This window comes from Ferrovum myxofaciens, from assembly GCF_000735045.1.
In the GTDB taxonomy this organism is placed as follows: domain Bacteria; phylum Pseudomonadota; class Gammaproteobacteria; order Burkholderiales; family Ferrovaceae; genus Ferrovum; species Ferrovum myxofaciens.
Window position 1 is genome coordinate 1 of sequence record NZ_JPOQ01000127.1, and the last position, 13,729, is coordinate 13,729.

16 protein-coding genes are annotated in these 13,729 nt (G+C 51.0%); 11 read left to right on the top strand and 5 right to left on the bottom strand.

The features are described 5' to 3' along the window. The first annotated feature begins 244 nt into the window (after positions 1–244). The gene (locus IV91_RS0111470) at positions 245–1,312 is read left to right on the top strand and encodes an IS1595 family transposase (protein ID WP_084190078.1); all 1,068 of its coding nucleotides are present in this window, start codon (positions 245–247) and stop codon (positions 1,310–1,312) included. A gap of 8 nt (positions 1,313–1,320) precedes the next feature. On the opposite strand, the gene IV91_RS0111475 is transcribed toward IV91_RS0111470, so the two are convergent. Further along, positions 1,321–1,677: a DUF4345 family protein gene (locus tag IV91_RS0111475; RefSeq protein ID WP_051862625.1), complete on the bottom strand. Its 357-nt coding sequence runs from the start codon at positions 1,675–1,677 to the stop codon at positions 1,321–1,323. A gap of 66 nt (positions 1,678–1,743) precedes the next feature. Here IV91_RS0111475 and IV91_RS0111480 point away from each other — a divergent pair, with 66 nt between their 5' ends. The 3 genes from IV91_RS0111480 to IV91_RS0111490 are packed head-to-tail and all read left to right on the top strand — an operon-like array spanning position 1,744 to position 3,477. Beyond that, a complete protein-coding gene (locus IV91_RS0111480; RefSeq protein ID WP_051862628.1) occupies positions 1,744–2,430 on the top strand; it encodes a TetR/AcrR family transcriptional regulator in 687 nt (228 codons plus the stop codon). A gap of 34 nt (positions 2,431–2,464) precedes the next feature. Continuing rightward, positions 2,465–3,001: a DUF2867 domain-containing protein gene (locus IV91_RS0111485; RefSeq protein ID WP_031598534.1), complete on the top strand. Its 537-nt coding sequence runs from the start codon at positions 2,465–2,467 to the stop codon at positions 2,999–3,001. 56 nt (positions 3,002–3,057) lie between these two features. Beyond that, the gene (locus IV91_RS0111490) at positions 3,058–3,477 is read left to right on the top strand and encodes a GFA family protein (protein WP_031598536.1); all 420 of its coding nucleotides are present in this window, start codon (positions 3,058–3,060) and stop codon (positions 3,475–3,477) included. A 510-nt stretch (positions 3,478–3,987) separates the two neighbouring features. Here IV91_RS0111490 and IV91_RS19170 read toward each other — a convergent pair. Beyond that, complete coding sequence (locus IV91_RS19170; RefSeq protein ID WP_227509515.1) at positions 3,988–4,149, bottom strand: hypothetical protein; 162 nt, start codon at positions 4,147–4,149, stop codon at positions 3,988–3,990. Here IV91_RS19170 and IV91_RS19795 point away from each other — a divergent pair. Both IV91_RS19795 and IV91_RS0111500 read left to right on the top strand, forming a co-directional pair. Continuing rightward, positions 4,087–4,332 (top strand): hypothetical protein, encoded by a 246-nt coding sequence (locus IV91_RS19795; protein ID WP_411463995.1) that lies wholly within the window; start codon positions 4,087–4,089, stop codon positions 4,330–4,332. The genes IV91_RS19170 and IV91_RS19795 overlap by 63 nt on opposite strands. After that, positions 4,274–4,552, top strand: coding sequence for an HU family DNA-binding protein (locus IV91_RS0111500; RefSeq protein ID WP_031598538.1), 279 nt, complete (start codon positions 4,274–4,276; stop codon positions 4,550–4,552). The genes IV91_RS19795 and IV91_RS0111500 overlap by 59 nt, the downstream gene beginning before the upstream one ends. 7 nt (positions 4,553–4,559) lie before the next feature. On the opposite strand, the gene IV91_RS0111505 is transcribed toward IV91_RS0111500, so the two are convergent. After that, entirely contained in the window at positions 4,560–4,829 is a 270-nt protein-coding gene (locus IV91_RS0111505; RefSeq protein ID WP_031598539.1) for a type II toxin-antitoxin system RelE/ParE family toxin, read from the bottom strand. Beyond that, positions 4,829–5,038, bottom strand: coding sequence for a TA system antitoxin ParD family protein (locus IV91_RS0111510; protein ID WP_031598540.1), 210 nt, complete (start codon positions 5,036–5,038; stop codon positions 4,829–4,831). Before IV91_RS0111510 ends, IV91_RS0111505 begins: the two co-directional genes overlap by 1 nt. A gap of 400 nt (positions 5,039–5,438) precedes the next feature. On the opposite strand from IV91_RS0111510, the gene IV91_RS16915 reads away from it, so the two are divergent. The 5 genes from IV91_RS16915 (at position 5,439) to IV91_RS0111540 (ending at position 10,065) form a co-directional block, all read left to right on the top strand. Further along, entirely contained in the window at positions 5,439–6,035 is a 597-nt protein-coding gene (locus tag IV91_RS16915; protein WP_062188447.1) for a hypothetical protein, read from the top strand. Between the two features lie 41 nt (positions 6,036–6,076). Further along, positions 6,077–6,829 (top strand): glutathione peroxidase, encoded by a 753-nt coding sequence (locus IV91_RS0111525; RefSeq protein WP_031598546.1) that lies wholly within the window; start codon positions 6,077–6,079, stop codon positions 6,827–6,829. 18 nt (positions 6,830–6,847) lie between these two features. After that, entirely contained in the window at positions 6,848–8,299 is a 1,452-nt protein-coding gene (locus tag IV91_RS0111530) for a dihydrolipoyl dehydrogenase (protein WP_051862629.1), read from the top strand. Between the two features lie 108 nt (positions 8,300–8,407). Further along, a complete protein-coding gene (locus IV91_RS0111535) occupies positions 8,408–9,205 on the top strand; it encodes a transglutaminase domain-containing protein (RefSeq protein ID WP_031598548.1) in 798 nt (265 codons plus the stop codon). Between the two features lie 5 nt (positions 9,206–9,210). After that, positions 9,211–10,065, top strand: coding sequence for a transglutaminase family protein (locus IV91_RS0111540; protein ID WP_031598549.1), 855 nt, complete (start codon positions 9,211–9,213; stop codon positions 10,063–10,065). A 64-nt stretch (positions 10,066–10,129) separates the two neighbouring features. Here IV91_RS0111540 and IV91_RS0111545 read toward each other — a convergent pair whose 3' ends face one another. Further along, positions 10,130–13,495 carry a transglutaminase family protein gene (locus IV91_RS0111545; protein WP_035417951.1) on the bottom strand — a complete coding sequence of 1,122 codons (3,366 nt, stop codon included), beginning with the start codon at positions 13,493–13,495 and terminating at the stop codon, positions 10,130–10,132. Between the last annotated feature and the right edge of the window lie 234 nt (positions 13,496–13,729).

The window sequence follows — 13,729 nt, forward strand, 5'->3', positions numbered from 1 at the left end:
GGCATCATCAAACAATATATCGAGCAACAGCAAACGCCACTATAGGAAACGAAGATGGATGCCTTCGGCATCCGCGCTATTCATCCCCGCCCTGAACGACGGGGCTTTTCGCGCAGTCCGGTAATTTTCCAATGGCTATGCTCCACAAGCATTTTCGTCATCCGACACGATCAGGGCTGTAACGGACAATACCGAAAAAATAAGTGGGGTATCCAGCTTAATACGGTAATGTTAGTATTTCAGAATGGAATCAAGCATGCCGAAAGTCCTGCCTGTCTCGCCAAAGGCTGGGATTGACTACCCTCGCAACTACGCCGAGTTTCTGGCGTGGTTTCACAATGATGCCGCCTGTCTTGACTACCTGAACTGGATTCGCTGTAAGGGAGTCTTCACTTGCCCATCGTGCCACGGCACCAAGGGCTGGCGTATGAAGGATGGGCGATGGTGGTGTGATGCGTGCCGCAATCGCGTGTCCGCTACAGCAGGCACGATCTTCCATCGCACCAGAACTCCGCTTACCGTCTGGTTTGCCGCAGCTTGGCACCTGACTTCCGCTAAAAACGGCGTCTCCGCCAAAACGCTGCATCGAATCCTCGGGTTTGGCTCTTATCAAACTGCGTGGGCGATGCTGCACCGGTTTCGGTGTGCAATCAGTAATGCCGGGCACGACATGCTGTCCGGACACGTTGAAGTAGATGAGACCGTTTTCGGTGGTGTGCGGCACGGCAAGCGCGGGCGTGGTGCCGAAGGTAAGGTGCTGGTGGCTATCGCTGTGGAATTGCTTTCGCCAAAGGGATTCGGTCGCTGCCGCTTGCAGATTATTCCCAGCGCAGAAACCGAAACGCTCAAGATGTTTATTCAGAATCACATTAAACCCGGTTCGACTATTTACACCGATGGGCTTCCATCCTATCCCGGCGCAGCCAAAGACGAATACATCCATCACGGAACATCTATCAAGGGATCCGGTAAAGATGCCAACGAGGTTTTGCCGGGCGTACACCGTGTCGCGGCGCTCGTTAAGCGCTGGCTGATGGGTACGCATCAGGGCTCCTTCGAAGAAGACCATCTGCAGGCTTATCTGGATGAATTTTCCTTTCGGTTCAATCGGCGCAAGTCCACGCATCGAGGCATGCTCTTTTTTCGTCTCATTGAACAGTCGGTTGCAATGCATTCCATGCCCTTTCATGATCTCGTCGCCAATCCACAACCAAAAGGTCCGCAACAAGAGCCCGCAGCACCATCTAAACCTCGCAGTAAAGCGCCTTCTTCCCTCGATATTGCCGTGCCAATTCATCCGTGGCGATCATAGTTACCGTATTAAGCTGGATACCCCACAAAAATAATCTCGGCGGTGAGCAACAGAACTATCATCCAAGTCGGTTTTCCATCCAGATAGATGCCGAGTAGTCGTCCCAGTGCGGCACTTGAGAGCATGAGCAAGGACGCCAGCAAACCAGACCGGAATGCGCCCGTTCGTGCGCAGTGACCCAAAAACAGCCCGATGCCCAGCGACAGTCCGCCGTAGGTGGCACGCATGTCGGTTAAACCGCCAGGTGAGGCAGGTGCTGATTCTGTGACCAGCATGGCCATCTGTGCCGGCAGAATCAGAAACCCCGCTCCGAACAGGGCGAATAACAGGCCATTGGCCCAAAGCAAGAAAGATGGAAATTTCATACCTACCCCTCAATGTGATCATTATTCACTTTACATTTGACCATAAAAAATGTCAACATTGCTCACATGGAAAAAAGAAGCCAGTATCATCACGGAAATTTGGGGCAAGCCCTGATCGAGGCAGCAGTTGCTCTAATCGCTCAGCATGGCGTAGCGGGATTCAGCCTACGGGAAGCAGCGGCCCATGTCGGGGTATCGCCCAGTGCCGCTTATCGGCATTTCTCCAGCAAGGAAGATCTGCTGAATGCGGTGGCCATGGACGGATTTCAGCGTCTCGCCCTGCAGATGGAACACGCCACGGCAGAAGCCCGTTCTCTCAATCCAGAGAGCCCTGCCCTAGCGGCATTCCAGGCATTGGGTCTGGCTTATGTCACTTTCGCCGTGAACAATCCCCTCCACTTTCAGGTGATGTTCGGCATGCCATTGCAGGCGGAGCCTAGGACAGAAGAGACATCCCCCTACCAACTGCTTCAGGCGGCACTTGACGATCTTGTGGCAGAGAAAGTACTGGCGGTTGAAGACAGGACGGGGGCCGAACTCTATACCTGGTCGGTGGTTCATGGACTGGCGGGACTGTTGACCGGCGGCGCGATTTGCCTATCTGACGGGGGCATTACCGAAATTTTCAATAGCCTCGTCCCCCGGATTCTGGCGGGACTCTGTTCGGCGGGAAATACTATCCTGCGGGGGTCAGCCCCTCCCTTTGTCGTGGAAACCCATTTGGCGGAAGGTTGCCAATCACTGAAATCTTGACGAAAATTTTCTTTCCTTCACCAAGTAGGTCACCATGAAACCACACGCCGCATCCTCCGATGTCCCTTCAGAAAGTGCAATCAACGCACGACTGTCCGGTGCGTATTTCCACGATTGTTATATTATTTCCGTTCCGGACACCACACGCACGGCGCTTGGCTATTTCCTGACTGCCTTGGCAAACACTCCGACCTGGATTCATTCACTCATGGCTTTGCGGAACAAGATCGTTCAGTTTGTCGGCTTGAAAGACCTTGGTAGTCTTGGAAAATTGAACCCATCAAAGCCTGCGTCAACTTACGCGCCTGGAGATCGAGTAGGGATCTTCACACTCTTTTCCAATTCCCCCAATGAGGTGCTCTTGGGAGATCGCGACAAGCATCTGGATGTCGTACTCTCCGTATACAAACACCCTCTTGACCAAAAAGGGATTCAGTCCGTCTCGGTGACAACGGTTGTCCACATTCACAACCTGCTGGGACGAATTTATATGCTTCCGGTGATGCCGTTGCATAGACTCATTGCTCCAACAGTCCTCACTCGGATCATCGACGAGAAAAATGCGAACTAACGGCACTCAATGTCAGGCATACACAAAAAATTTTCCATAAATTATGGGGGGGTATTATGACTAAAATACTGGCTGGTGGTTGCCTCTGCGGGAATGTTCGCTATGAATCCACCGGGGAGGTAGTTTTCTCGGGCAATTGTCATTGTCGTGATTGCCAGAGAACTTCGGGGGGCGCTTTTACACCAGCTCTGTTTGTTCCAGAGAAAACGGTAAAGATCAGTGGCACGGTAAAATACTATGAGTCAACTGCGGATAGCAGAAATAAAATAAGTCGGGGATTTTGCCCCAATTGTGGTTCCCAGTTATTTGCCAAATTAGGGAATTTTACAAATCTATTGGGACTTCGCGCAGGAACCCTTGACGATCCCTCGCTCTTTAAGCCCATGCTCGACATTTATACTTCAAGTGCAGCGCATTGGGATTTCATGAACCCCGATCTGCCAAAATTTCCCAAGGCATTTCAGGCACCTCAGTAACACTTGGAAATCCAACCAAAGTCCGGAAAACCGCCGCTTTCTGGACACATTCTGCGCCAGACTTTAATAAGAGATCAGATTCAGTTTCTCGAATTCCTGGACTTCAAAGTGTGCCATGTTCGTTTGGGCGAAGAATTCATATAACGAATTATCTCATTAATTCAAATTATTGAATATTATTTCCGGATCAAAGAACACGGATCCAGGATTAATGCAAGGCATTTAATTTTCCCATATCCGAACAAATGGCAACATTGTAAAACAGAACGCCGATAGCTTCATTGCTGTCGCAATATAGATCAACCAATCTTGCATGTGTCATTCAAAGGCTGTCTTGTGAATCTACCGCTTCTCACCCCACTGGTTCCAAGCCATTCGCAATAGTGCCGCGTTGAGTGTGATCAGTTATTTTGATGGATTTTCAGGGGGATGCTCTTTGGAAGTAGAATAAAAAACTTAGAAAGTGAAGCGACAAGTATCCTGAAATGCGCCGGGCCAAGTTGCTGAACATCAGTCGTGGTTCCGTTTACTACCCTGCCAAAGCCGACCAGCGCGACGGACCTGGCGATTATGAACGCCATCGACAAGTTGCATCTGGACTTTCCGTTCATGGGCTCGCGCCAACTTTGCCGGGCACTGGTCAAACAGGGACATGAGTTGGGCAGGCTTCATGTGCGCTCTCTGATGCGCAGAATGGGCATTTCCGCGCTTGCACCACAGTCAGGTACCAGCCAGCGTAACCCTCTGAGCCAAGAGCGTCTATACTCCGGGTTTTCAAACCAAGGGAATGCCAGACATGAACAAGACCGAACTGATCGATCACATCGCCAAAAAAGCCGAAATCACCAAGGCTGATGCCGGACGGGCCTTGAATGCCACCCTCGAAACCATCATCGAAACGCTGACCAAGGGTGAAGATGTCGCTCTGCCCGGATTCGGATCATTCAGAACGACCATTCGTGCTGCCCGCGAAGGAAAAAATCCTCGTACCGGTGAGAAACTGGCTATTCCAGAGAGTTCCGTGCCGAAGTTCTCCGCCGGTGCCTCTTTCAAAGCAGCTGTGGCGAAGAAGTAATCAGTTATCAGCGCCTGAGGTCACGGTAGAAATTCTCGTGTGAACCTACCGTGAGCAGTTTCACGCTGTCCTCGTCCAATACCCGATATGCCAGCAGCGTCAACTGATTGACCATGCGAAACTTGTAGACCCGAATTCCAAGGAGATCCCCCACCTTGGCCTCTCCAATGAGAGGATCTGCGGCAATACAGCGGACCGCCTCATCCAGTTCCACTTTCTGCTGACGATGCATTTTCTTGACGACCCGGTCAAAGGTCGCGGTAACGAGAATTTTCATCAGCCAAACTGATATTCGCCAACAGGCGCTTCCTGGTCAGCAATCAGAATTTCCCGGATCAGGGAAAATGGCAAATCAGGATTCTCCTCGGCAATCTTTCCGATTTGTGACCAATATTCGATCTGCTTAGGCAAAGACCGATGCTGGATCACCGCATGACGCCGAGCCTGATCGACCAGGGATTCAGAGAGTTTGACATTGATGGACATGGTGATTCTCCCATAGATAACAATTCATTCTAGCCCATATGGGTCCATAATGGAACCTGTCACGAATTGCACCGTAGCACAGCAACCCCGGCTTGAGCCAGGGTCAATGCTGCTGCGTGGTAACTGGGATGAGCCAAATGCGGCACATATTTCGCGTCATCCAGCATTTGCCCAATTACCTCTTTGCTTTTTGGGTATTCCCCTCAACCGTCAACCTGGGGCCGATGTCAAAGATCACAGGGTGGACTGCGCCATGTTTCTGGCCCGTGTTATGTGTGTTACTGCACAGAAAAACTGTGATCGTTTAGGCAGCATGAACCCTGAAAGATGCCGCATGACATGAGGGTCGCAATAGTTTCCGTGTCAGGCACTTCTCATTCGATTACCAAAAGGAAACCCAATGAAAACAATGTCTACTACTGAAAAACATTCACCCACGAGTAAAGCAGCACCACATATGGGGAGTTTCCGTTATAAAACTTTCGTTATTTATCCAAGATTCGCCGATGTCGGCACCGCTGTGGCTTTATTGAACAAAGAGGGTTTTACCAACGACCAAATCAGTTTGCTCGGGCGAGAGCAGCCGCATTGGCAGGAAAATATCAAGGAAGAATGGGACGCGCTTAAAACTGCGAAAGGTGCTTTGGGAGGTGCCGCATTGGGATCGATTCCCGGATTGGTAATCATCACTGGTATGGCTTTGACGGGTGGCGTTGGGTTGTTGGCGGCGGGACCGTTGGTTGTCGCTTTGTCGACACTGGGCGTTGGTGCGCTGAGTGGTGGTTTGGTGGGAGGGGGAGGTGCGATGGGACTCGGTTTGAGCGATCTTAATACCCATGAAAAAACAATGGAAATGGATATTGGAGCGGAAATAAAAGATGCCATCAGCCTTGGACATTGGATTGTCATTGCCCATACTCATAACGAATCTGAGGCCATGCATGCTCAAGGATTGCTCCCAGGTAGCCGCACAGTTCATGAACACGAATCAAAATAGCAATTAGCCCAAACAGATCACGTACAGCCAAGGAATAAAACATGCTACCCAGCGCCAAGAGCCTAGAAGGTAAACCCGTCCCCAGGGTGACATTTAAAACCCGCACTAATAGCCAGTGGAAAGACGTGACTACGGACGAACTTTTCCACGGACAAACCGTTGTCGTGTTTGCTCTGCCCGGTGCCTATACGCCGACGTGTTCGGGCACACACCTGCCGCGCTACAAGGAATTAGCCAATCTCTTCCGAGCCAATGGGGTGAATGAGATCGTCTGCCTGGCAGTGAATGATGCCTTTGTGATGAACGAATGGCAGAAGGATCAAGGAGCCGATAACTTGAAGATGATTCCGGACGGAAACGGCGAATTCGCCGCCGGGATGGGATTACTGGTGGACAAATCCGATGTTGGATTTGGCAAGCGTTCTTGGCGTTATTCCATGTTGGTCAAGAATGGCGTGATCGAAAAAATATTCATCGAACCGGAAAAGGAAGGCGACCCACTCGAAGTTTCCGATGCCGAAACCATGATCAAATACATCAACCCGAAGGTTGTCGTGCCAGAACCCGTGCTGATTTTTTCCAAACCCGGTTGCCCTTACTGTGCACGTGCCAAGGCATTACTCGAATCCAAGGGAGTTGTCTACGACGAAATCAGTCTTGGCAAGCACATCACTTCAAGCACGTTGCGCGCAGTTTCTGGTAGCAGCACTTGGCCACAGGTCTTTATCGGCGGCAAACTCATCGGCAGCGCGGATGATCTGGAAACGTATTTTACCGCACGCAAAGCAGTCTGAATCGGCATCCGGCAGGACATGAAAACCGTACGGGTTGATGTTGCTGTCATCGGCGCCGGCACTGCAGGTCTTGGCGCCTACCACGCAGCGATAGCCGCAGGAGCGCGCACTGCAATTATTGAAGAGAGCAATTATGGCACCACCTGCGCGCGCGTAGGCTGCATGCCGAGCAAACTTCTCATTGCCGCAGCCGAAGCTGCCCATGCCATTGGGAAGGCCTCGGGGTTTGGCATCCAAGTGGAGGGTGTTATCCGCATTGATGGCCGCAGGGTCATGGATCGCATCCAACGCGAGCGCGATCGATTTATTGGTTTCGTGTTGCGCGAAACGCAAGCTATTCCCGAAGAAAACCGTATTCATGGCCACGCACGTTTTTTAAACAATCATACGATTGCGGTCGATGACCATACCCGCCTGACAGCAAAAAGTATCGTTATCGCAACCGGTTCCCGCGCCGACTATCCCGATTCGTTCAAGGCGCTGGGTGACCGCCTGATCATCAGTGACGACATATTTAACTGGCTCGATCTGCCCAAATCTGTGGCCGTGATTGGTCCGGGAATTATCGGTCTGGAAATGGGTCAGGCTCTGCATCGGTTGGGCGTTCATGTTGTCGTACTTGGACGAGGAGGCAGTGTCGGTCCTATCAGTGACCCGGAGATACGTTCTTACGCTATCTCGACCTTCAACGAAGAATTCACTCTGGAACCGGACGCCCACATTGCTGCCATGCTACGGGACGGCGACCGCGTTGCCATTCATCGCTCAAGACCCGACGGCTCCCACCAAAAGACCGAATATTTTGATTATGTCCTGGCTTCCACCGGGCGTATCCCTAATGTCACAGGTATTGATCTCATCCAGACCTCGCTCAGGCTCGACGTTAAAGGGGTGCCTTTATTCGACCCGGAAACCACTCGGACAGAGAGCACAGACGGAGCAAGTCCGATTTTTATCGCGGGCGATGCCAGCAACTTCATCCCGCTTCTTCACGAAGCCATTGACGAGGGGGTTATTGCAGGCAAAAATGCTGCATTGCTTGCGCTGGGCAAGCCTGTGACTCCAAGCTTGCGCCGGGCGCCCATCGGGATCGTATTTACCGATCCCCAGATCGGTATCATAGGTGGAGGATTCCACTCAATGAAAACCGGTACCTTCGCTACCGGTCAAGCGAGTTTCGAGAATCAGGGCCGTGCGCGTATCCTGCTCAAAAACAAGGGCCTGTTGAATGTCTACGGAGATCCGATGACTGACCGCTTTCTGGGCGCGGAAATGCTGACTCCTGCCGCCGAGCATTTGGCGCATCTTCTTTCCTGGGCATTGCAGAGCAAAATGACAATCACGCAGATGCTTGAAATGCCGTTTTACCATCCGGTTATCGAAGAAGGATTGCGCACGGCCTTGCAACATCTCCATACCAAATTTTACTGTCTGCCCCACCCCAACACCGGGAGAAGACCTGTCCATTAACAGCCTGTTAAGAACCAGTCTGGAATTATTTTGTTTTCATCGAATATTTATCTTATTGATTGATATGAATAACTATTAGACAGTGACATAGTTAAAAGGAAAACAGTGATGTGGCTTCGTACAGGATGTGGTATTACTTTTGATGTGAGCGTGGCTACTCCTTTTATTCTTATGCTGCGTCCGCGCAGCGGGATACAACAATGGGTAGCAAGAGAGTCATATACTTTGAAGCCCAGTGTGCCAGCCATTGAATATACAGATAATTTTGGCAACCTTTGCCAACGCCTGGTGGCTCCGCCAGGCGAGTTCTCTATCCACACAACTGCGGATATTTTGACGGTTGACTGCATCGACGTAAATCCAGGTGTGCCTTTCGAGGATGTGCAAAACTTACCTGATTCAGTGCTCACCTATCTCTTACCCACACGTTACTGCGAGTCAGACAAGTTTATAGATTTGGGTCGGGAAATAGTGGCAGGCGCAACACCAGGTTATGATCAAGTGGCTGCCATAGTAACGTGGATACGTGACAATATTAGTTTTAATCCGTATTCCACGTACTTTCAACTATCTGCGGTCGAGGTCAATGAGCGGCGTGAGGGTGTGTGCCGTGAACTCACGCATCTGGGTATAGCGTTATGCCGTGGCATGTGCATTCCGGCACGTATGGTGGTGGGGTATTTGCATAAACTTGAGCCCATGGACTTTCATGCTTGGTTTGAAGCTTATGTAGGAGGTCGCTGGTATACTTTTGATGCAACCCAACCTACCCTGAAAGGTGGGCGTGTCACTGTGGCTTATGGACGTGATGCCGCTGATGTGGCCATATTCAATCAGTTTGGTCCGGCATTGTACCCGAAGGAGATGAAAGTTAACGTCGAAATGCTGGATGTTGAACCGAAATAAATGTCATGCAGAGATTGCACATTAAACACCTGACGGAATATCTTTTTCCAACTCATGTCATACTCAATCCGCACCGGCTTTTGCTCCGTCCGCGGGAAGGGCACGATGTGCGTATCGAGACATCCAAACTGGTCATTACGCCTGCGCAAAATATAAAATGGCATCGGGATGTGTTCGATAATTCTTTGGCAATTGTAAACTTTCTTGAGCGCTCTGATAAACTGACTATAGCCAGTGAAGTCATCATCCAGCATTATGCGCCGCCACCTTACGACTTCCTGCTCGAAGATTATGCGGTGAATTATCCTTTTTCCTATTCGGTCGGCGAACAAATTGATCTGGCAGTTTTTCAACATCCCATTTTCGTCAACGACAGCCAAATCATCAATGACTGGCTGAAACAACAGAAGATATGCGGCATGCAGACTTTTGGCCTGTTGGTCAAATTGAATCAGGCCATCAATAGCCAATTTCATTATCAAATGAGAGAGGAAGCAGGCGTCCAATCACCGGCGCAAACGCTGGCCCAGCGCAGTGGATCTTGCCGCGATTATGCCACGTTGTTTATCGAGGCTTGTCGTTGCCTGGGTTTTGCCAGTCGTTTTGTCAGCGGATATTTGCACGCTCCCGCAACCGAGGCCGGCTTTGCCACTACTCACGCCTGGGTAGAAATATATTTACCCGGCACAGGTTGGAAGGGCTTCGATCCTACTTCCGGTGAAGTAACTGGTAACCGGCATATCGCAGTTGCGGTTGCTCGCGACCCGGAAACAGTGCCGCCAGTCTCTGGTAGTTTTATTGGATCAGGCACAAGAATGCCTAGGATGCAGGTGAATGTGCAAGTAAGTTTGCTTGCATAAAACCGGCGTCAGGGTTGCAACGCAAGCGATGCAGTGCGCCCTATCCTGCTGGACTGCGTTTCTCTTATTGCTGCTGCATCAACTTGCCGGGTATACTTTCCATGACCTGTTCAGGTGCACGGCGCAAATCAAGGGTCAGCGGATAATCCGGACTGCGTCCTTCACGTCGTACGTGCATAGGCCCTGGGGTGTGCCCATGACTCCAGAAACGTGCAACGCGTCGTGCCTCAGCCTCGTTGGCATTGACAGGAAAGGTGTCGTAATTTCGACCACCAGGGTGGATAACGTGGTAGGTACAACCACCGATTGAACGTCCGCTCCAGGTATCCACCAGATCGAACACAAGGGGGGCCTGCACGCCTATGGTCGGATGCAATCCTGAAGGAGGTGCCCAGGCACGGTAGCGCACGGCAGCAACATATTCGCCACGAGTGCCAGTGCATGTTAGCGGTAGTGGACGACCATTGCAGGCCAGGACGTGTCGGTTGTCGTTCATAAAACGCACTTTGACTTGCATACGCTCAAGAGATGAGTCGACGTAGCGCGCTGTACCGCCAGCGGCGACTTCTTCACCTAGCACATGCCAAGGTTCAATGGCCTGACGCAATTCGATTTCAATGTTCTGATGCACGACGGTGCCGAAGCGAGGAAAGCGAAACTCAAGGAAAGGTGCAAACCAGTCGAAATCAAAAGCGTAGCCGGAACACCGCAAATCCAGTACGACATCTTTCATGTCCTCTGCTACAAAATGCGGCATCATGTAGCGATCATGCAATTCTGTTCCCCATCGATTAAGGTTGCCTTTATAGGGCACTTGCCAAAAACGCGCAACTAACGCACGCAGTAATAACATTTGCAGCAGCGACATCTGCGCATGTGGCGGCATTTCGAAACCGCGGAACTCGACGAGGCCCAGGCGACCGGTCGGACTGTCTGGCGAATACAGTTTGTCGATACAGAATTCCGCGCGGTGTGTATTTCCGGACAGATCCACCAGCAGATTACGCAGTAAACGGTCCACCAACCACGGCTGTGTGCTCTCTTCTCCAGGTTTGAGGTGTTCTGCCATTTGTTGAAAGGCGATTTCCAACTCGTACAGGCTTTCATGACGAGCTTCATCTACGCGAGGTGCCTGGCTTGTAGGTCCAATGAACAGACCAGAGAACAAATAGGACAGCGCCGGATGATGCTGCCAATAGGTAATCAGACTCATCAGCACATCCGGTCGCCTAAGACAGGGTGAGTCAACGGGCATTGCCGCACCTAACGTAACATGGTTGCCTCCGCCTGTTCCTGTATGCCGTCCGTCCAGCATGAACTTTTCTGTGCCCAAACGGCATAAACGCGCTTCCTCATAGAGCGTTTCCGTATTCTTCACGAGTTGAGACCAGTTGGCGGATGGATGAATGTTAACCTCAATAACGCCGGGATCAGGGGTGATACGGAACTCTCTGATGCGTGGATCTACAGGCGGGGTATATCCCTCCAGTCGTAGCGGTAACTTTAACGCGGCGGCAGTGTTTTCTATGGCTGTGATCAATACCAAGAAATCTTCTAGCAAAGGCACTGGTGGCAGAAAAACACATAAAACGCCAGTCCGCACTTCGGCACATAAGGCAGTGTGGATAATTTCATGTGGATCGTTGTTGTCCTCTGGCGAAGATGCTTTTGATACCTTTGTTTTTTTTGAGGTAGATTTGACATCAGGTGTTTCACTTGTTGCATCGAATGGATCGCGACCGAATTCCTCTTCCTTTTCTGCTATCCAAGGTAAAGATGCCAACGGCAGACGCAGACCCAGTGGCGAATCCCCCGCCGTCAAATAAAGATGCTCACGTCGCAATGGCCATGGACTCGAGCGAAAACCTGCTGAAACCAGGGCTTTTGCGGTACGTTGAGCAGTTTTGGCTGGCAATGCCTTGAGCGGCAATACGTAGCCTGCAGGTTCACCCAACCCGCGTTCAATCAACTTTGCTTGTCGCCGCCGTTCATCGGTTTTTGTTAAGTCTGATTTGAGCGGATCCAGATTTTCCGGCCAGCATTGCTCCTGAGTGATAATCTGGATCACATCTTCAAATGCCGTGATCACAAAGCGTTCATCCAATTCAAGTTCGCGGGCAAGGTGCTGCATGAAATTTTGCGCATCCTTGGTCTGTTGTGCGCCGACACAGTCAGCAGTGACCAGAAGAGTGCGGTCACGCCACAGCGGTTCACCATCAAGACGCCAGTAACAACCAAGCGCCCAGCGAGGCAGTGGTTCTCCGGGATACCACTTGCCCTGGCCGAAATGCAACATTGCACCCGGTGCAAAATGTCCTTGAAGGCGATTGAGCAACTTTCCAGAAAGTTCCCGCTTCTTGTCTGAGAGTGCAGTGTAATTCCATTCCGGCCCCTCCATATCATCGATAGAAACAAAGGTCGGTTCCCCACCCATGGTAAGTCGCACGTCATGTTTGTTCAATTCAATATCGACCTGATGACCCAAGTCCAGTATGGCTTGCCATTGTGCCTCGGTGTATGGCTTGGTTACGCGTGGATCTTCATGGATGCGAATCACGCTCATGGCAAAATCAAAGCGTGATTCGCAAACTTCGGTGACACCAGTTACCGGAGCTGCCGAAGAAGGTATCGCCGTGCAGGCTAGCGGAATATGTCCTTCGCCAGCCAAAAGACCTGAAGTCGGATCGAGACCGATCCAGCCAGCCCCCGGTATATAAACTTCTGTCCAGGCATGCAGATCAGTGAAATCGTGGTCAGTTCCGGATGGACCATCGAGTGCTGCGACATCTGCCTTTAATTGGATCAGATAACCCGATGCAAAGCGTGCAGCCAGTCCCAAATGGCGCAGTGCCTGGACCAGAAGCCAGGCTGAATCGCGGCAGGAACCGAACTTGAATGTCAAAGTTTGTTCCGGTGTTTGCACCCCGGCTTCAAGTCGAACAATATAACCGACTTCATCTTTGACACGCTGGTTGACTGCCACCAGCATATCGATCGTGCGTAGCGGCTTACTGAGCAACTCAGACCTTGTTCGCGCCAGCCAGTCCGTGAACAAAGGCGGGGCGGGGTCTGCTTCCAGGTAGGGACCAAGTTCACGCTTCAAGCCATCTGGATATTCAAAGGGGTAATTTTCAGCGGTTTCATCCATGAAGAAATCAAATGGGTTGATCACAGTCATGTCAGCGACCAGATCAACCGTAATTTTCAACGATTCGGCTTTTTCTGGAAACACCAGACGAGCGACCCAGTTACCAAATGGATCCTGCTGCCAGTTCAGAAAGTGACCGGCAGGCTCGACGTTGAGCGAATAACTTAAAATTGGCGTGCGGCTATGTACCGCAGGCCGCAGCCGAATTTCATGTGGCCACAAATTCACGGCGCGATCAAAGTTGTAATGGGTCTGGTGATTCAGTGCAATACGGATAGTCATGTGTAATCTTTTTTTGAAGTTGGTTGATCAGCACTCAAATTTAGAAATCGGGAAAAAGTGCGCCTCACGCCTTACCCCAATTCCTGTGTAATCGCCGCATATTGAAATAGTGGGGTATTCAGCTTAGTGCTGTGCCTAGCTTCTCCATGGGTGCGAAGGCACAGAAATATCCAGAGAAGCTGGCGCTTTATGGCGAAGCTTGGCTGACACCGCGAACTCATGCGCCACAACTTT